Below are 18,891 nucleotides of genomic sequence, written 5' to 3'. Positions count from 1 at the left end.
GGGTTGTGTTCGGTGCCTTTCTCGTTCATTTCGACTGGGTCGAGAACGTTGCTTTGAAATCTGAAAAAATGTTTCGTGAGACCATTTACCAACGTTATGAGTTCGTTCTGCCCAAGCTTTTTGGCGTTTATAGCCAACGTTATGCAGGCTTCGTCTATTTCTCGTTCCAAGTAGTTCATTACAGGGTATCAATCTTAAATCGGGTAACGGGGACAAGCTTTAGAAGTATATGGCCTCTTGCTCAGGTTTGGTATATGTCAGAAATTCCGGTTTGGTCAGTTCGTTAAAAAGTTTAATAAGTTATTTTTCGTTGTTTGCGTCTTTTGACGCTATGAGCTTTTCTTTTTTTCAGGTCATCTGTGTTCTCGATGTCATAAGTAAATAGCAGGCCGCGAATTATTGACATCTTGGGTGCTCTTTTTTTCAGAGTCATAATTTTGTATAAGCTGTTTTAGGTCTCCCATTTTTATCCAGTATTGCTCGTATTTAAACGATTGGGTGAAAGGTAGTCGAGAGCGATTGTGTGCTATCGACGCTAGTTGAATTTTTCATAGTCCTGTGCCTCTAATGATGCCAACCATTTTTTGAAAAAAATGACTTGTTCTTGCGGGTGGGCGGAAGCTGTCCGGCTCAGCCTTTGGTGCCCGGGAGCCCAGCCAGCAGGCGCTGGCCTATTCGGGTCAGCTCTTGTTTGGCCTAGGGCTCGCTTCGTTCGGCACCTATAGATGCTATCCATCTTTTGTAGAAGCGATGCTGTTCATGTGGATCATTCGTCAGATTTTGATCTTCAAAATCAAATATGTGAACCAAGTCTTCTCGTGTCGTGCGTTTTCCGAGGGTCAATTCATAGGCGACCATCCCACCACTCATTTGTGAAGACATGCTTGAGGGCCGGACATTTATTTTCGCGCCTTTACAAAGAAACTGTATGTGTGGGAAGTCAGTCATAACTTTTCCTAAACATATATACATATCCTCCGCCGTATACACTTTTTCAAAGTTATCTGCTTCGGAGAACATTAATTTTGTATGGGCTGAGTCGTACTTAAAAGTAACGTACTTTTCTACATTGTCTATTATGGCTTTGATTTTTTTTGTTTTCATTTGATCTCCCTGTTTGGATTCGGAATTGAATAGCCTACGTAGCTACCATCACGCTTAACTGGAGTTACCCCTAAAATGTCTGTTGTATTGATTTTACTTTGTATAGCGATTTCTGCCTCGCTGTCAAAAGGAGCCAATTTCCCAAGCTCTTTGTTGACGTCGCGTCCGGGGATTTTCCGCAAAGCGTAGAGAAATCCTTTTCGAGTTCCGTATCTAGTCGCAAAATCGATTCCTATGAGCGTCGATGGAGAAGTACTGATAAAGTTACTTGGTGGGTTGTTACTATCCAAAGCGTGCAGATACAAGTCATTGCTTTCACCTTTGCTTTTGAAACCATTTTTAAATACATGGTCTGGCGTCTTGTCATCACCCCGATAAAGGTATTTTCCGCCGCTATTGATTGGCTGCTTAGGATCCCCTTTAACTGGAGGAGTAACTGTTGCAGGGTCCTTTACCTCAGACCTCGATCGGCAGCCATCCCCTCCTGGGCAATTATTTAATCCTAGCGGATCCACCCAACCTGTCGGATTGGGCACGTACTGGTACGCGTTGATCCCACCCGCCAGTTTCACCGGATCAGGCGTCAGGTAACGACCAATATCCGGATTGTAGTAGCGATGGCGGTTGTAGTGGAGGCCGCTTTCCGGGTCGAAGTATTGGCCTTGGAAGCGTAGCGGGTTGTTGATTTTGCCTACGTCGAGGCGGCTGATTTCACCGTAGGCGCGGTAGTGGGCGGACCAGACGATTTCGCCGTCGGGCGCGGTGAGTTCTTGCGGTGTGCCGAGGTGGTCGAGTTGGTAGTGGTAAGGCTTGGTTTCTGCTGGGCCGAAGCCTTCCAGCAGTGCCAATGGTCGGAAGCTGTCCGGTTCGTAGAGATAGCTGCGATGGCGTTCCGCATGGTGTTCTGCGATCAGCTTGTCGCCTTGCCAGAAGAACTCGGTGGTTTTCCCATCGACGGTTTTGCTGATGCGCCGACCGAACGGGTCATAGCGATAATTAGCGGTGTGGCCGTTGGGCTTGGTGATGCCGATCAACCGGTGCTGGCAGTCGTAGCGGTATTCGGTGACGAGTTGATGGCTTTTGCCGCGCCGTTCGCGGGTCAGGTTGCTGAAGGCGTCGTAGTCGTAATGGTGATCGCCTTGGATCACCAGGCGGTTGCCCGCGACGATGTCCGGGCCAGGCCTGTCTTGCATCAGCAGGTTGCCGGCAGGGTTGTGGCCGAAGCGTTCCTGGACGTCTTGCGAGTGATCGGCGCGGGTCAGGCGGTGGAGTGGGTCGTAGTGGTAAAGGTGTTCGCCTTTGCGGGTGTCGTGCAGGCGGGTGAGGTTGCCGGTTTTGTCGTAGTCGTAGTGACGTTGGTAGAGGTGGGTTTCCTGCTGCGTGACGGCGTGGGCGTGCAGGCGGTTTTGGTCGTCGTAGTGGTAGTGGCTGAGGAGTTGGCCTTGTTGGCGTTGGTGTTCGCGGCCGGCTTTGAACAGGTGTGAGGTGAGCACTTCTCCGTTGAGCTCGACGGTGGCGAGATGCCCGCCTTTGTCGTGGTTGAAGGTGAGGCGGTTGTTGTCCGGTAGGCGTAAATGCTGAAGTTGGCCGCAGGCGTCATAGCCGTAGCGCAGCGTGCCCCAGCCTTGGTGTTCGGCGGATAGGCGGTTTTGGCGGTCGTACTCGTAGGCCAGGAACCAGTGGCCGTCGTCGACGCTGAGGAGGTTGCCTTGGCGGTCGTAGGCATAGTCGACAGCGCTGCCGTTGGGCAGGGTTTTTCTTACGAGGCGGCCGGCGTGGTCGCGCTGGTATTGAGTGACGAGCTGACTGCCGTCGTCGCCGTATTCCGTTTTCTCCAACAGGTTGCCGTTGAGGTCGTAGGCATACGCAGTGCGTTGGCCGTCAAATCCGGTTTCCTGTTGGATCAGGCCGCTCGGGTGGTAGTCGAGCTGGTAGGTTTCGCCGACTTCGTTTTCGATGGCGGTGAGCAGTAAGCGGGCGTTGTCGTAGCGGTAGTTGACCTGGGTGCCATCGGCATTGATGCGGCGGCTGATCAGGTACAGGCCGTCGGCGTATTCGTAGCGGGTGACGTGGCCGAGTTCGTCGCGTTCGGCGGTGATTTTTCCGTAGGGGTTGTAGCTGAATTCTCGTGTGGCACCGTCCGGCAGTACCAAGCGAGTTAACCGACCCACGGCGTCCCATTGATACTGGGTCAGCGCGCCCTGTTCATCCTCACGCGCAACATGCCGGCCCAGGTCGTCATAGCGGTAGCGCTTGATCCCACCATTCGGTAGCTGTTCTTCAACGAGCTGTCCACGTTCATTCCACACCAACCGATGGCAGCTGTTATCCGGATACCAAACCCCGGTCAGTTGCCCTTGCTTGTCGTAGCTGTAGTCGGTCGCGTTGCCATCGGGATCGATCTGGCGAATGACATCGCCTTGTTCATTGCGCTCGTATTTCCAGACCGCCTCACCACGTCTTACAACCCGTACGAAACCGTTGTCATGCTCGTAGGCCGTCGGCTCGTCATCCCCCGGAAACAGCGCGACCAAGCGTCCGGCGTCGTCGTATTGATAGGCCGTCACCGCACCCAGCGGGTCTTGCTCGACGGTCAGGCGGCCTTTATCGTCGTAGGATTTGAAATGCTGGGCGCCGTCGGGATCGATGCGCTGTATCAGCCGCGCCCGCTGGTCATGTACGTAAACTTCCTGGCTGCCGTCGGCGTTGTGCACGGTGACGCGACCGTCATCGCCCCAGGCATACCGCGTGTCCATCTGCGAAAAACTGGCCCAATGCCGGACACAGCGCGCTGCCTTGCCAGCGCGTTCCCATTCCCAAAAGAAACTCGCCCCACCGGCCAGTTGGCGCTCAAGAATGACGTGCTGCTCGTCGTACCGATAACGCTCACACTCACCGACAGCGTTGGTCGCTGAAACCAGTCGTCCACTGTCGTCATAGGTGTAGGAAACGACGTTCTGCTCGGTCACCCAGACGAAGGGTTCATGCCCTGTGGCGCGATGAACCTGGTAGTCCACCGCGACAATGCGATCCAGCTCATAGCGCAAGAGCAAAGAGCGGCCCACGCCGTTATCCAGTCGCTCAATCCGCCCCAACCGATCCCGGACAACCAACAACCGGTTGTCATACGCATCGCTGATCGCCGTTAGCACACCGTCGCGAAAGTGGTAGAAGCGCGACGCCTGGGCCAGCACCAACTCATCAGGCAACGACCCCAAGTAAATCGCCGCTTCCGCCAGGCTGTTGGTAATCGCCGGCCGAGCAGCTGTCGGCAAGGGCAGGGTGGTCGCGCGATTCTCATGGTCGGTCCACACCACCGAATCGCCTACAACCACGAGCCGCTGCGCCAGTGCATGGCTCCAGCCAAACCCCAAGCCACAGTCCACTTCCACCGCACTGCTGCGATACAAGCGCGTCCACTCGAACGGCAAGACCCCATCCAGCGCGCCATCGGTGAGCGTCAGCAGTTCCTCGCCGGTGACCATCGACACCGGGCAGCCGTGGGTGACGGTCTTGTCCGCCTGAGCCGCCGCATCGCCCTTCGGATTCGACGCAACAGCAGGCACATCATCCACCGCCTCCTGCCGCACCAACGCCGTACGCTGGGTCTTGCTGCGCACCGCCGGCACCGCATTCGAAACCAGCGTGTCGCCTGCCTTCAATGGCGCCACCGGCACCGCCTTGACCGGTATTGGGGCGCTACCCAGCAACACCGGCTTAAGCGCTTCGGTGTGTCCCTCCAAGCGAGCGGCCCCGAACTGCGCGGCTATCTGCTCCACCCACCTGCGCACCCGGCGTGACTTGATGCCGGCCAGCACTTTGGTGCTGATGCGCACCACAACCCCCATGCAGGCCGTTGCCATTCCCAATAGCAGGGTGATGACGATCTCGGCGCCAATCGCCCCGAGCATTTCGTTCATATACGGCGGTGGCAGCATGCGCATCCAACTGACCAGGGCCGCCAGGTGAACGAACAGCAAAGGCTCATCGCTGAGCACCAGCAAACCCTTGGCGAGGGTCTCGGCACTTAACGCCAGTAGTTTTTCGAGCTCGTCCTGGGAAAGGTAATGCAGCAGCTTTTCAGCGTTGGCCAGCGGGTCGGACAACCACTGGAGTAACTGCGTGATGTTGTCCCAAACCGAGTAAAGAACTTCGCCAAAGCCTTGGGCATAAGCGCGGTGCAGCGAGAGGTAGCGCTGGAGAAAATTCGCTTCGGAATAGTTCTTCCATAGCGGTTCGAAGGTGGTGTCCCATTCGCTGCGCAGCCAGTCTTCCAGTGGCGTGATGACCGACTGATAAGAGGCATACAGCGCCTTGAAATGCGCCGAGGAAACGTCGGGGTAAAAACTGATCCGGTACCGCTGGTTGCGGTCGCACTCGGTGACTTCGAGGATGCCGCTTGGGCCGATGGTTTTATGGATCGGCTCGCCCAGCGGACCACCGTCTGGATCGATGCGCTGCAACATCACCGGCGTGTTGCCGATCGGCACGAACCGCGAGCTCTGGAACATATGCACTAGGGTCAACGTGCCGTTGGCCTGGCATGTAGCGACGGTGCTGCTGGGAAAGATCGAACGGTTGATCGGGGCGACCAGCGCCACCTCATTTCCAACCTTGAACACCTGCTCCACATCCAGTGCCGACGCGCTGAAAAAGCCCTGTGCCCAGCTGTCGTAGTGGTTGAGGCAGCCGCGGAAATCGCTGAGCACGGATTCGACGTCCCGCGTCTTTGAATCCATCGCGGCCAGCACCAGAAAGCCAATGGCTCGGCCGGTTGCTTCGATCATGGGTGAGCCCCATCGATCAGGGCTCTCACTGGAAAAACCATCTGCACTCCCTCGCACTGTTTAATCAGGCGAAGGACTTTGCAGAGGTTTTCAGGGCAGGGGAGTAGAGCTTATCCGGCGGTTACGTGGGAAGTTTCAGCAACCCTGTCGCGCAGCACCAGGCTGCACAGCGCCGGCAGGAACAGCAGCGTCAACACCGTGCCCACCAGCACTCCGCCGATCAGCACATATGCCAGGGACGACCAGAACACCGACAGCGTCAGCGGAATGAACGCCAGCGCCGCCGCCAGTGCGGTGAGGATCACTGGCCGCGCTCGGCGCACGGTGGCCTCGACGATGGCCTCGCGGATCGGCATGCCGTGGTCCTGGTTCTGGCGAATCTGGTCGGTGAAGATCAGCGTGTTGCGCATCAGAATGCCGCCGATGCCGATCAGCCCGAGGATTGCGTTGAACCCGAACGGCTGGTTGAACAGCAACAAGGTCGGCACCGCGCCAATCAGGCCCAGCGGCGCGGTGGCGAAGACCATCAGCATTACGCCGAAGGAGCGCACCTGGAACATGATCACCGTGAGGGTCAGCAGGATCATGATCGGGAACAGCGCCGCCAGGGCGACGTTGGCCTTGGCGCTTTCTTCCACCGGGCCGCCGATGTCGATCCGGTAGCCGGTGGGCAGTTGGGCGATCAGCGGCTGCAGGTCTTTGTACACGGCCATTTCCACATCGGGCGGTTGTACGCCGTCGATGATGTCGGCGCGCACTTCCACGGTGGTGGCGCGGTTGCGGCGCTTGAGGATCGGTTCTTCCATCACCGCCTGAAAATGCCCGACCTGGGCCAGCGGCACCGACGTGCCGGCGCTGTTGGTCAGGGTCATGTTGTTGAGGTTGCCGAGGTCTTCGCGTTGGCTGCCCTGGGCGCGGGCCACCACGGACACGGTGCGGTTGCCTTCACGCACTTCAGTGATCGGGTTGCCGCTGAGCAGGGCGTTAAGCTGCGACTTGACCTCGTCCGGGGTGAAACCCAGCAGGCGCAGGCGATCCTGGTCGAGCACCAGGCGGTAACCGCTGGCGCGCTCGCCCCATTCGAGGAAGGCGTCGCGAGTCAGCGAGTTGCCGGCCACCACTTGGCGCACCTGTTCGGACAGCCCGCGCAGCGTGTCCAGGTCCGGCCCGGACACACGGAACACTACCGGGAACGGCACCGGCGGGCCGAACACCAATTGCGTGACGCGCACCCGCGCCGCTGGAAATTCGCCCGCAGCGATGCGCTCGCGCATGCGCACTTTCAAGGCATCGCGGGCGTGGGAATCCGGGGTCTGCACGATCAGCTTGGCGAACGCCGGGTCCGGCAGCTCAGGGTTCAGCGACAGGAAAAAGCGCGGTGCGCCGCCGCCTACATAGGTGTCGACCAGGCTCGTCTGCGGTTCCTGCAGCAGAGCTTTTTCCACCTGCGCCGCCACCGCTTCGGTGCTTTTGAACGCACTGCCGGGCGGCATGTACACCTCCAGAATCAGCTCGGAGCGGTCGGAGTCGGGGAAGAACTGTTTCTTCACCACCGCCATCCCCAGGCCGCACAGCACAAACGCCGTCACCACCAGCCCAGTCACCAGCCAGCGCCCTCGTACACAGGCCTCCACCAGGCCGCGCAGTTTCTGGTAATAGCGCCCGGCGTAAATCGCATCATGCCCGCCGGGCACTGGCTTGATCTGCGGCAACAGCTTCACGCCCAGATACGGCGTGAACACCACCGCCACCAACCAGGATGAAATCAAGGCAAAGCCTACGATCCAGAAGATATTCCCGGCGTACTCGCCCGCACCGGATCGCGCGAACCCCACCGGTAAAAAGCCGATGATCGTTACCAGCGTGCCGGTCAGCATGGGCGCGGCCGTGGAGCTCCAGGCATAGGTGGCCGCATGGATGCGATCAAAGCCTTCTTCGAGTTTCACCACCATCATCTCGATGGCGATGATGGCGTCGTCCACCAACAGGCCCAGGGAAATGATCAGGGCGCCGAGGGTGACGCGGTCGAATTCACGGCCGGTGACGAGCATGATCACGAACACGATCGACAGCGTCAGCGGCACGGCCGCCGCCACCACCAGCCCGACGCGAAAGCCCAGGGCCAACAGGCTGATCAGCATCACCACCGCCAGGGCGACGAAGAACTTGAGCATGAACTCGTTCACCGCCAGGCTGATGTTTTTCGCCTGGTCGGACACCTTGGCAAAATTCACCCCCAGGGGCAGGTCGGCCTGGATTCGGGCTTCCTGGGCCTGCAGGCTTTTGTCCAGTTCCAGGCCGTTCCAATGCTTCTGCATGATGACCCCGAGCATCAGCGCCGGGTCGCCCTGATGGCGGATGCGGTAGCTGGGCGGGTCTTCATAGCCACGCCTGACGGTGGCCACATCGGCGATGCGCAGCACCCGGCCATTGGCTTGCACCGGCACGTTCTCGATCAGCGCCAGGCTGTCGAAGGCGCCATCGATACGGATGTAGGCGCGGGCGCCGGCGGTTTCGACGAAGCCCGAGGGCGCCACGGCGTTTTGCGCGGCGAGGGCGGCGAAGATCTGTTCGGGCTTGATGCCCAGGGTCGCCAGGCGCTCATAGGAGAACTCGACAAACACGCGCTGGGCCTGCTCGCCGAGGATATTGACCTTCTTCACCCCCGGCAGGTTGAGCAGGCCCTGGCGCAGCGTTTCGGCCATTTGCACCTGCTGGCGATGGGGCAGGTGTTCGGCCTCCAGGGCGTACAGCGCAAAGTAGACATCCGAATACTCATCGTTGAAAAACGGCCCGATCACGCCCTTGGGCAGTTTCGCGGCTTCGTCGCTGAGCTTTTTACGGGTCTGGTAGAACAGCTCCTGTATTTCGCTCGGGCGCGTGGATTCAAGGAAGGTCATGCGCATCGAGACGAAACCCGGTTGGGCGATGGTCTCGACGCGGTCGTAGTAGTCCAGTTCCTGCAGGCGCTTTTCCAGGCGGTCGGCCACTTGTTCCTGCATTTCTTCGGCAGTGGCGCCGGGCCAGGCGGCGGTGATGGTCATGACCTTGACCGTAAACGAGGGGTCTTCGGCGCGCCCCAGTTTGCCGAACGAGAAGATCCCGGCAGCGATAATCGCGATGATCAGGAACAGCGTGACTGCGCGGTGCTTGACCGCCAGTTCCGAAAGATTGATTCCACGCATGCTCATTGGTCCTCTTTGCGGTTGAGGGCCAGCGCCTGGGCGGGCAGCAGGCGTACTTTGTCACCGCTGTGCAACAGGTGCGCGCCGAGGGCGACGATGGTTTGGCCCGGCGTGACGCCGCTGTCGAGCAGGGCCTCTTCCTGGCCGAGGCTGGCGACTTTCACCGGGGCGAAGCTGATCCGGTTGTCTTCACCGATCAGCCATACGCCGGTGCCTTGCCCCGCATCCTGCAACGCACCGATGGGCACGCGGGTTTGTTGGGCCTGGCCGTTGCCTTGCAGGCGCACGGTGATGGTGGAACCGAGGGCGAAACGTTCGAGCGGGCCGTGCAGCACATAGCGCGCGCGGTAGGTGCGGGTGGTGGGGTCGGCGCTGGCGGACAACTCGCGCAGGGTGGCGGTGACGGCCTGGTCCGGGGCGCCGAAGGGGAAGGCCAGGGCGTTTTGCGCGGCCTGGGCGCGCTGCTGTTCGGGCAGGTTGACGATGGCTTCGCGGGCACCGTCATGGGCCAGGCGCGCGACGATCTGCCCTTCGGCCACCACCTGGCCGCGATCCGCCAGGACGTCCGTGATGACGCCGTCGCCATCGGCCTTGAGCACGCTATAAGTACGCCGGTTTTCGATCTGGCTGGCGTCCGATTGCGCCGCCGCCAGTTCCGCTTCGGCGACGCGCAGGTTGGTCGCCGACTGGTCGAAGATTTGCCGCGACACCGCGCCGGTACTGGCCAGGCGCTGGTAGCGGTTTTCGTCGTCGCGGCGCTGGCGCAGTTGCGCCTGCGCGGCGTTGACGCGGTTTTTTGCCGAGCGCAACGCCAGTTCGAAATCGCCGATATCCAGCACCAGCAGGGTGTCGCCCCGAGAGACGTGCTGGCCGGGATCGACCTTGCGTTCGATCACCTTGCCGCTGACCCGAAAGCCCAGGTTGCTTTCGGTACGGGCGGCAACCACACCGGTGTACGCGCTTTGCTGGGTGCCGCCAGCCTCGACCTTGACGGCCAGTACCGGACGCGGCGGGGAGGTTTGAGCGGCACTGTCGGCCTTGCTGTTGCAGCCACTGAGGACCATCAACAGAGCCAGGGGCGTTAAGAGGCGAAGGGAAAGGGGCGGCATGACGGACTCCAGGGTGACCATAGGGCAAAAAATTATGGACATAATTTTTCGCTCATATTATGGTCGAAATATAAATTAATCCAGCCCCCGGACATTCCCCATGACAAACGCCCCGGCACCTTCGCGCCGCTTGTTGTTCTTACTGGTTGCGCTGACGGCGCTGGGTGAAGTCTCGACGCAATTGATCATCCCGGGCCTGGGCGCCATTGAGCAGGCATTGGCGGCGCCGCCAGGCTCGGCGTTGATGGCACTGTCGGCATTTGTGGCCGCGTTCGGCCTGGGACAGTTGCTGTTCGGGCCGTTGTCGGACCGTATCGGCCGCCGCCCGGTATTGATCGCCGGCCTGACGCTGTACGTGCTGGCGACGCTGTCGATGCTGCTGGTGACCGACATCCAGCAATTTATCGGCGCCCGCGTGCTGCAGGGCCTGGGGGCATGCGCCGCGTTGGTGCTGGCACGCACGGTGGTACGCGATGTGTGGAAAACCGAGGCGGGCCCGGCCCTGGCGCTGACCATGATCGGCATGCTCTATGCCATTGTCGTGGCGCCGATGGCGGGCGGCTTGCTGATCAAACTGTTCGGTTGGCACGCGCCCATCGTGCTCGCTGTGGTCATCGGCAGCGTGGTGTGGCTGCTGGCGGTGGCGTTCTTTCGCGAGAGCAACCCTCACCTCGATCCCAAGGCCGCACATTGGCGCACCCTCGGCGGGCAATACCTGGATTTGCTCAAGGGCCGCCAGTACCGCGCCTATGCCGTGGCCCTGGCCTGTACCTACGGCGCGATGTTTGCGGTGATTGCCGGTTCGTCGGCGGTGTTCATTAACCTGCTGGGGTTGAGTAGCCTGGAGTACGGGATCAATTTTGGCCTGATCGTGTCGATGCTGATCGTCGGTTCCACCTATACCCGGCGCAACATTTTGCGCCTGGGACCGCAGCGGATTGTGACGATGGGCGTGACGCTGGTGGCGGCCGGCGGGGTGTTGGCACTGCTGATTTATGCGCTGTTCGGGCTTTCGGTGGTCGGCCTGGACCTGCCCATTGCGCTGGCCACGCTCGGGGGTGGGCTGGTGCTACCCGGTGCGGTCACGGGCGGGGTGATGCCCAACGCCCATCGCGCCGGTCTGGCCGCCGGGTTGATGGGGTTTGCGCAGATGTTCGGCGCCACCTGCAGCGGCGTGCTGTTGAGCCATTTACGTGATGGCAGCGCGACGCCAATGATCGTTATTCAAGCCGTTTTTGCCGTCGTGGCCTTCGTCGCGTTCCACCTGTTGCGCCAGCGCACGTCCAAGGTATTGTCCTATACATAGAACGCTCAAAGCCGCGTTCGCCGGCTAGTGTTCAACGGTTGGGAGACTTATGGTGTAGGCACTTTGGAGGTACACCATGAAAAAACTGATCGGTATCTACACCAGCCCCCGCGCCCATTGGGTCGGCGACGGCTTTCCGGTGCGCACCCTGTTTTCCTACGACACCTTGGGCAAACACATCAGCCCATTTCTGCTGCTGGACCACGCCGGCCCGGCCGATTTCACGCCTACCGAAACCCGTCGCGGCGTCGGCCAGCACCCCCATCGCGGCTTTGAAACGGTGACCATCGTCTACGATGGCGAAGTCGAGCACCGCGACTCCACCGGTGCCGGCGGCAAAATCGGCCCGGGTGACGTGCAATGGATGACAGCCGCCAAAGGCATTCTCCATGAAGAATTTCATTCTGAAGCTTTCGCGCGCAAAGGCGGGCCGCTGGAGATGGTGCAACTGTGGGTCAACCTGCCCGCCAAGGACAAAATGGCCGACGCCGGTTACCAGACCATCGTCGATGGCGACATTCCGGTGTTGGCGCTACCGGGCGACGCGGGGCAACTGCGCTTGATCGCCGGTGAGTTCGCCGGCACTCAAGGGCCTGCGCGGACCTTCACGCCGATTGACCTGTGGGACTTGCGCTTGAAGGCCGGTAAGGCCGTTACGCTGGACCTGCACGCCGGGCGTAACACCGCGCTTGTGATCCTGAGCGGAACGGTGTTGATCAATGGCGAGGAAGTCGCGCGCCAAGGGCAACTGGCACTGTTCGAGCGTGACGGTGACCGGCTCACCCTGGAGTCCAATGACGACGCCAAGGTGCTGTTGCTCAGCGGCGAGCCGATCGACGAGCCCATCGTCGGCCACGGTCCGTTCGTGATGAACACCGAGCAGGAAATCCACCAGGCCTTTGCCGACTTCCAGTCCGGAAAATTCGGGCGCATGCAGGCCTGACAGCCCGTGGAAGGGGGCTTGCCCCCTCCCACATTTTTTTCTGCGCTATACCCGGCACCGCCATTTCATGCGATCTTCTCGGCATTCGCCCTGGAGTCGCCTGGATGCCCTCATTTATCGCTGATCACCCGATGTTGTGCGCCGTGGCGCTGATCCTTATCGACATTGCCGTGTGGCGCCTTATCTCGCCCACGCTCGCCAACTGGAAACTTGCGGCGCGGCTGGTCATCTTTGCGGTGTTCAGCGCGGTGTTGTTCAACGACGGCATGAACCCCATGCAAGCGGCGCCCTACGCCGATGACACCACCCTGCACCTGGCGGCCACCGCGTTGCAGATCGGCTGGTGGCTGTTCGCCGCGCGCACCCTCACGGTATTGCTCGGCGCGGTGATGATGCAGCGGGTCGGCCATACCGGACGGTTGTTGCAGGACCTGATGGGCGCCGTGATTTTCCTGATCGCGATCATCGCCGCCATGGCTTACGTGCTCGACCTGCCGGTCAAGGGCGTGCTCGCCACTTCCGGCGCCGTGGCGATCATCGTCGGCCTGGCGCTGCAAAGCACCCTGAGCGACGTGTTTTCCGGGATCGTCCTCAACACCACCAAGCCTTACCAGATCGACGACTGGATCTCCATCGACGGCACCGAAGGCCGCGTTACCGACATCGATTGGCGTGCCACGCGGTTGCAGACGTCCCAGGGCAGCCTGGCGGTCATCCCCAATTCCCTGGCGGCCAAGGCCAAGATCATCAACTTCTCGCGCCCGGCGGATATGTTCGGCCTGGCAGTCAGCCTGCAAGTGAGCCCCCATGCGCGCCCACAAACGGTGATCGAGGCCCTCGAGCGGGCGATGCAGGGCTGCCGGGCGTTGTTGGCCAAGCCGGCACCCAGCGTGGCGTTCAAGGTGTCGAGCAGTGGCGGCGTGGAGTATGAAATCAGTGGCTTCGTGCCGGCCATGGGCCTCAAGCGCGAAGTGCGCAACCAGCTTTACGACCTGGCATTCCGGCACCTGCAGGCGGCGGGCGTGGGCCTGTTGTCTGCCACCGAAGGTAGCACGCCCGCCACGGTCTCCGGCGCGCGGGCCTTGCTTGAGCGTTCGTCGATCTTTTCCACGTTGCGCCAGGAAGAAAAGGACACCTTCAGCCAGAACATGACCCTGCACACCTACCGCGCCGGCGACATGATCCTGCCGGCGGGGGAGGTCAGCGACCATTTGTTCATCATTGAATCCGGCGTGGTTTCGGTGATGTTGCTCAAGGGTGGCCATAAGTTCGAAGCCGGGCGCATGGGGCCGGGGGAGGTGATTGGCGAGTCCGGCATCCTGTCCGACCAGGCCACGCTGGCGGACTTCACCGCCAAGACTTATTGCACCCTGTACCGCATCGAAAACGAATACCTCAAGCCCTGCCTGGATGCACGGCATGACATCGGCGAAGCCATGAAGGCGCTGTTGGATTTCCGCGTGCATGCCGCCCAGGCGCTGACCGAGGACGCGCCGGTGGTCCCGGTGAAGAAGGGTTTCCTGCAGTGGTTGAAGAACCGTGGCCTGTAGATTGGTCACCTGTTCTTCGCCCGGATTGGCTATTTCTCCAGAACGCCCAGGTGACTAACCTGCTCACCAATCCCACCGTTCTGGAGTTCCACCATGCAAACCCGTACCGATTTCTACACTGCTTCCCCCGACGCCATGAAGGCCATGCTTGCCCTCGAGGCGGCGGTCGGCAAACTCTCCATCGAACTGCCGCTGCTGGAACTGGTGCGCCTGCGCGTCTCGCAGATCAATGGCTGCGCATTCTGCCTCGACATGCACACTGCCGATGCACGCAAGGGCGGCGAAACCGAGCGCCGCCTGTACACCCTGTCGGCCTGGCGTGAAACCCCGTTCTTTACCCCGCGCGAACGCGCCGCCCTGGCCTGGGCCGAAAGCCTGACCCTGCTCAGCCAGACCCACGCCCCGGACGCAGACTTCAACGCACTGGCCGCTGAGTTCAGCCCGCAGGAACAGGTTGACCTGAGCGTGGCGATCGCCACCATCAACAGCTGGAATCGCCTGGCCGTTGGCTTTCGCAAGATGCCCAAGTAACCCTTAGAAATTCACCGAAGCACTCAGGCGCGCCGTCAACGGCGCGCCCTGGAACAGGTAGTCATCGCCCATGTATTCGCCCGCGTCGCGCCAGTAGCGCTTGTCGAACAGGTTGTCGACGCTCAGGCGAAACACCGTTTCATAGCCATCGACCCGGGTGGTATATCGGCTGCCGATATTGACCACCGCATAATCCCCCACCTCCACATTGCCGGTGCGGTTGGCGTACTTTTTGGCGCTGTATTGCACACCACCAAGCACCGCCAGGCCATTGACCCACGGCAGCGCATAGTCGGCATATACACTGGCGCGCAGTTTGGGCACGTTGATCGCCTGGTGCTCTTCGTATTCCGGCGTACCGCTGCCGTTCACCCGCGCCCGGATCGCCGCGACGCTGGTGGAAACCTGCAGGCGCTCGGTGGCCCAGCCGTTGGCCGACACTTCGATCCCGGTGTTTTTCTGCTCGCCTTGTTGCACATAGTTGAACCCACCGTCTTCGGGCTTTGCATATTGATAGGCCTGGCGTGTCTGGAACACAGCGGCGGCGAAGCTGATGCGGCGCCAGTCGTATTTCACCCCGGCTTCGATCTGCCGCGAGGAGGTAGGCGCCAGGGTTTCATCGGCGTTGTTCGCAAACCACGGAGCGGTGCCGCCCAGGGACAGCCCTTTGCTATAGCTGGTGTACAGCGAGATGTTTTCAATCGGTTTGTAGATCAACGAAGCCTGCGGCAGGAACACATACTGTTGGGTGTGGCGGGCCTGGTTGCCGGTGACGCCGTCGAAGGCTGTTTCGTCCAGGCGTACTTCGCGGCCGCCGAGGATGGTTTGCCATTGCTCGTTGAAGCGGATGCGGTCGGTGACGAACAGGCCGTATTGGCGGCTGTCGAGGTTGCGGTGGCTGTCGTTCAACGGTTTGTCAGTCGGCGGGAAGCTCGGCGCATCTGCGTCGATATTGGCGGTGCCAATGAGCTCATTGACCGACTTGCGCTTGTCGATCACCCGGCGAAACGCGCTGGTGCCGAAGGTCAGCTCATGGCCTATGCCTGCGGTGTCGAACAGGCCGGTCATGGCGGCCTGGACTTCGTCGTCACGCCGCGTGTCGTCAGGGCTGCGGTAGTCGTAGACGTCGTAGTTGCCTTCGGGGCTGAAGTAGTTCGGCACGCTTGCCGAGCTGCAGCTGGCCGAGCCGTAGCAGCCCCACGCAAAGGAGCTGTAATCGTCAATCACCACCTTGCTGCGCGCCGCGCTGATGTTGCCTTTCCACTGATCGTTGAAACGGTATTCGAATTTGCCGTTGAGGTTCAGCGAGTCGATGCCCACTTGTCTGGAGCCGGTCTGGTGGCCAAGCAGCTTTTTCGGCGAGGCGTCGTGGGGTACCTCGGTACCGCCCAACAATTGATAACCCGGCACCGAGCGCTGCTGTTTGTTCTGGTATTCGGCATCCAGTTGCAGCACGGCATCCGGGTTGATGTTCCAGTCGAAGGCCAGGGACACAAAATCGCGCTGGCCGTTGGCATGCTCCACGTACGAATTCAGATCCTCGTGGGCGACGTTGGCGCGCAGGCCGAACTGCTGCTCACTGCCGAACCAGCCGCCGACATCGGTGGCCACATAACCGCTGCCGCGATCATCGCTGGAAACCGTCACCGAACGCACGTCCTCTGGGCGCTTGGTCACGTAATTGATCACCCCGCTGGGCTCGGAAATCCCGCTTTGCAACCCGGCCAGGCCCTTGAGCACTTCCACCTGTTGCTTGTTTTCCAGGGCGACGTTCTGCTCGCCGGTGATGGTGCGTCCATTGATCTTGTAGCTGCTCGCTGCATTCAGCGAGAAGCCGCGCACCACGAAGTTTTCGTAATAGCCGATCGGCGCGTAGCTGTCGCCCACCGACGCGTCGTTGCGCAGCACCTCACTGAGCAAGCGGGCCTGCTGGTCCTTGATCAGCGTGGCATTTATCACGCTGATCGAGGCGGGCGTATCGAGCAGGGGCGCCTCATCGAAGCCACCGACTGTGGCGGTTTGCGCGCGATAGCCGGCCTCATCCTGGCCCTGGATCTGCACCGCCGGCAGTTCGACCTGCGCCGCCAGGCTGTGGCCGATGCCACCGCTTAGCAACAGGCCAAGGGCGAAACGTGAAGGAACGACGGGATGAAAACGCAAAACCATGGGGCAAGGCCTTAAAGCGCTGGGCGGGGGGCGCATAAGCTAGGGGGAAGTGCGGGACTTTACAAGATGCCAGTATGGACTCGGTCAAACTGTGGGAGGGGGCTTGCTCCCGATTGCGGTATATCAGCCATAGATGAGCTGACTGACCCACCGCTATCGGGAGCAAGCCCCCTCCCACAGTTTGGATCGCGTCAGCCTTGGGGGTCGGTCAGCACTTTGCGAAACGTCTCCACCAACGGCCGCAGGTTGATCCGGTGCCAGGCCGCCCACAGCGGGGTGGTGTAGCTCAGCCAGGGCAGCTCGCGCAACACCACGCCGGGCGGTGCGTTGCGGCTCAGGCCTTTTTGGACCATGGCCACGCCCAGTCCGGAGGCCACCAGGCCCAATGCGGTGAAGGGTTCGCTGGCTTCCATGGGGATCTGTGGAGTGAAACCGGCACGGATGCACGCGGCGACGAAGTCGTCGGCCGGGCTGGCGCCGGGTTTGCGCTGTACGCCGATCCATTGTTGATCGGCCAGGTGCTCGGGCAACAGCTCGTGTTGCTGCGTCAGCGGGTGATATTCGGGCAAGGCCAGCAGCATGGGTTCATCGAGCACTTGGCGGGCAGTCAGGTCCGGGTCGTCGGCTGCTGGTGGTTCGCCCACCAGGGCAATGTCCAGGCTGCGCTGGCGCAGGCCTTCCAACTGTTCAAGGGAGGGCAGGTTATACAGCTTGATATGCACGTTAGGCCGGTCATCGCGCAGCACGCGCAAGGCAGTGGGCAATACCCCGGCGTGCATGGCGTTCTCGATATAGCCGATGCACAAACCGCCTTCTTCACCCCGGCCCAGGCGCTTGCCCAGGGACTCCAGGCGGTTGGCGTGGGTCAGCAGCGCTCTGGTTTCGGCGAGGAAGGTCTGGCCGTCGCGGGTCAGGCGGATACGTTGCTGGCTGCGCTCGAAAAGCGTCAGGCCCAGGCGCTCTTCAAGCTGGGCGATCTGCCGGCTCAACGGTGACTGGGAGATGTGCAGGCGCTCGGCGGCGCGGCCGACGTGTTGTTCTTCGGCGACCACTTCGAAGTAGCGCAGTTGGCGTAGATCAATCATGTAAGACCTATCGGGACTCAAGTTGGTCGTAGTATGTCTTGGACGGTCCGATCCAGGCAATCTAGGATCTGCTCAACGGTCATTGCGACCCTGAACCGATTGAGGAACCACCATGAGCTTGAAAGACAAACTGCCCGGCGTCCTGGGCTTTGGCACCGCACCGCTGGGCAATATGTTCCGCGCCATTCCTGAAGACGAAGCCCGGGCCACCGTCGAGGCCGCCTGGAATCACGGCGTGCGTTATTTCGATACCGCGCCGTTCTACGGTTCGGGGTTGTCGGAAATCCGCCTGGGCCAGGCCTTGTCCCATTACAACCGCGACGACTACGTGCTCAGCACCAAGGTCGGCCGGGTGAGTCTCGACGAAGTCGAAGACAGCGCCCGTGACCTGGGCGAGAAAAGCGGCGTGTTCGAGCACGGCCGTCCGAACAAAATGCTCAATGACTACAGCGCCGACGCCACCTTGCGCTCGATCGAGGACAGCCTTGAGCGCCTGCGCACCGACCGCCTGGACATCGTGTGGATTCACGACATTGCCCAGGATTTCTACGGCGACCAGTGGCTGGAGTACTTCAACCAGGCGCGTACCGGCGCGTTCAAGGTGCTGACGCGCTTGCGCGAAGAAGGCGTAATCAAGGCCTGGGGCCTGGGTGTGAACCGCGTCGAACCGTGCGAGCTGACGCTGGACCTGGCCGAAGCCCAACCTGACGGCTTTCTGCTGGCCGGGCGCTACACCCTGCTCGACCACGACCGAGCCTTGCAGCGCCTGATGGACGCGGCCCTCGCACAGCACGTTGAGATCGTGGTCGGTGGCCCCTACAGCTCCGGCATCCTTGCCGGCGGCGCGCACTTTGAATACCAGCAGGCCAGCCCGGCGATCATCGGCAAAGTCGAGCAGATCAAGGCGATTGCCCAAGCGTTTGGCGTCAGCGTCAAGGCCGCTGCGCTACAGTTTTCCCTGGCTCACCCGGCCGTGGCCGCGGTGATTCCCGGTGCCAGTCGTCCGGGGCGTATTGCCGAAGACGTGGCGGCGTTGTCAGAGCAGATTCCAGCAGCCTTCTGGCAGGCGTTGCGCGATGCGCAGTTGATCTCGCCTCGCGCGCCTCTGCCGCTTTAACTTCAGGA

At 60.9% G+C, this 18,891-nt stretch carries 11 protein-coding genes; 5 read left to right on the top strand and 6 right to left on the bottom strand.

Going from position 1 to position 18,891, the window contains the following annotated elements:
- Positions 1–696: 696 nt before the first annotated feature.
- The 4 genes from C4J89_RS15455 to C4J89_RS15440 all read right to left on the bottom strand — a co-directional run bounded on the left by C4J89_RS15455 (position 697) and on the right by C4J89_RS15440 (position 10,185).
- A complete protein-coding gene (locus C4J89_RS15455) occupies positions 697–1,104 on the bottom strand; it encodes a hypothetical protein (protein ID WP_124414931.1) in 408 nt (135 codons plus the stop codon).
- Positions 1,101–5,891, bottom strand: coding sequence for an RHS repeat-associated core domain-containing protein (locus C4J89_RS15450; RefSeq protein WP_124414930.1), 4,791 nt, complete (start codon positions 5,889–5,891; stop codon positions 1,101–1,103). The genes C4J89_RS15455 and C4J89_RS15450 overlap by 4 nt, the downstream gene beginning before the upstream one ends.
- Positions 5,892–6,001: 110 nt before the next feature.
- The gene (locus tag C4J89_RS15445; protein WP_124414929.1) at positions 6,002–9,076 is read right to left on the bottom strand and encodes an efflux RND transporter permease subunit; all 3,075 of its coding nucleotides are present in this window, start codon (positions 9,074–9,076) and stop codon (positions 6,002–6,004) included.
- A 2-nt stretch (positions 9,077–9,078) separates the two neighbouring features.
- Positions 9,079–10,185 carry an efflux RND transporter periplasmic adaptor subunit gene (locus C4J89_RS15440; protein WP_124414928.1) on the bottom strand — a complete coding sequence of 369 codons (1,107 nt, stop codon included), beginning with the start codon at positions 10,183–10,185 and terminating at the stop codon, positions 9,079–9,081.
- A 100-nt stretch (positions 10,186–10,285) separates the two neighbouring features.
- On the opposite strand from C4J89_RS15440, the gene C4J89_RS15435 reads away from it, so the two are divergent.
- From C4J89_RS15435 to C4J89_RS15420, 4 genes are all read left to right on the top strand, one after another.
- The gene (locus tag C4J89_RS15435; protein ID WP_124414927.1) at positions 10,286–11,491 is read left to right on the top strand and encodes a multidrug effflux MFS transporter; all 1,206 of its coding nucleotides are present in this window, start codon (positions 10,286–10,288) and stop codon (positions 11,489–11,491) included.
- Positions 11,492–11,567: 76 nt separating this feature from the next.
- On the top strand, positions 11,568–12,434 hold the full coding sequence (locus tag C4J89_RS15430) for a pirin family protein (RefSeq protein WP_124414926.1): 867 nt from the start codon (positions 11,568–11,570) through the stop codon (positions 12,432–12,434).
- 104 nt (positions 12,435–12,538) lie between these two features.
- The gene (locus C4J89_RS15425) at positions 12,539–13,984 is read left to right on the top strand and encodes a mechanosensitive ion channel family protein (RefSeq protein WP_124371006.1); all 1,446 of its coding nucleotides are present in this window, start codon (positions 12,539–12,541) and stop codon (positions 13,982–13,984) included.
- 93 nt (positions 13,985–14,077) lie between these two features.
- On the top strand, positions 14,078–14,515 hold the full coding sequence (locus C4J89_RS15420) for a carboxymuconolactone decarboxylase family protein (protein WP_124363208.1): 438 nt from the start codon (positions 14,078–14,080) through the stop codon (positions 14,513–14,515).
- Positions 14,516–14,518: 3 nt separating this feature from the next.
- Here the strand turns inward: C4J89_RS15420 and C4J89_RS15415 are convergent, their stop codons facing one another.
- On the bottom strand, positions 14,519–16,681 hold the full coding sequence (locus tag C4J89_RS15415) for a TonB-dependent siderophore receptor (protein WP_124414925.1): 2,163 nt from the start codon (positions 16,679–16,681) through the stop codon (positions 14,519–14,521).
- Between the two features lie 191 nt (positions 16,682–16,872).
- Positions 16,873–17,766: a LysR substrate-binding domain-containing protein gene (locus C4J89_RS15410; protein WP_124414924.1), complete on the bottom strand. Its 894-nt coding sequence runs from the start codon at positions 17,764–17,766 to the stop codon at positions 16,873–16,875.
- Positions 17,767–17,878: 112 nt separating this feature from the next.
- On the opposite strand from C4J89_RS15410, the gene C4J89_RS15405 reads away from it, so the two are divergent.
- A complete protein-coding gene (locus C4J89_RS15405) occupies positions 17,879–18,883 on the top strand; it encodes an aldo/keto reductase (RefSeq protein ID WP_124414923.1) in 1,005 nt (334 codons plus the stop codon).
- Positions 18,884–18,891 lie beyond the last annotated feature (8 nt).

It is taken from the genome of Pseudomonas sp. R4-35-07 (genome assembly GCF_003852235.1).
In the GTDB taxonomy this organism is placed as follows: Bacteria; Pseudomonadota; Gammaproteobacteria; order Pseudomonadales; family Pseudomonadaceae; genus Aquipseudomonas.
This window is presented reverse-complemented; position numbering and strand designations above follow the sequence as displayed.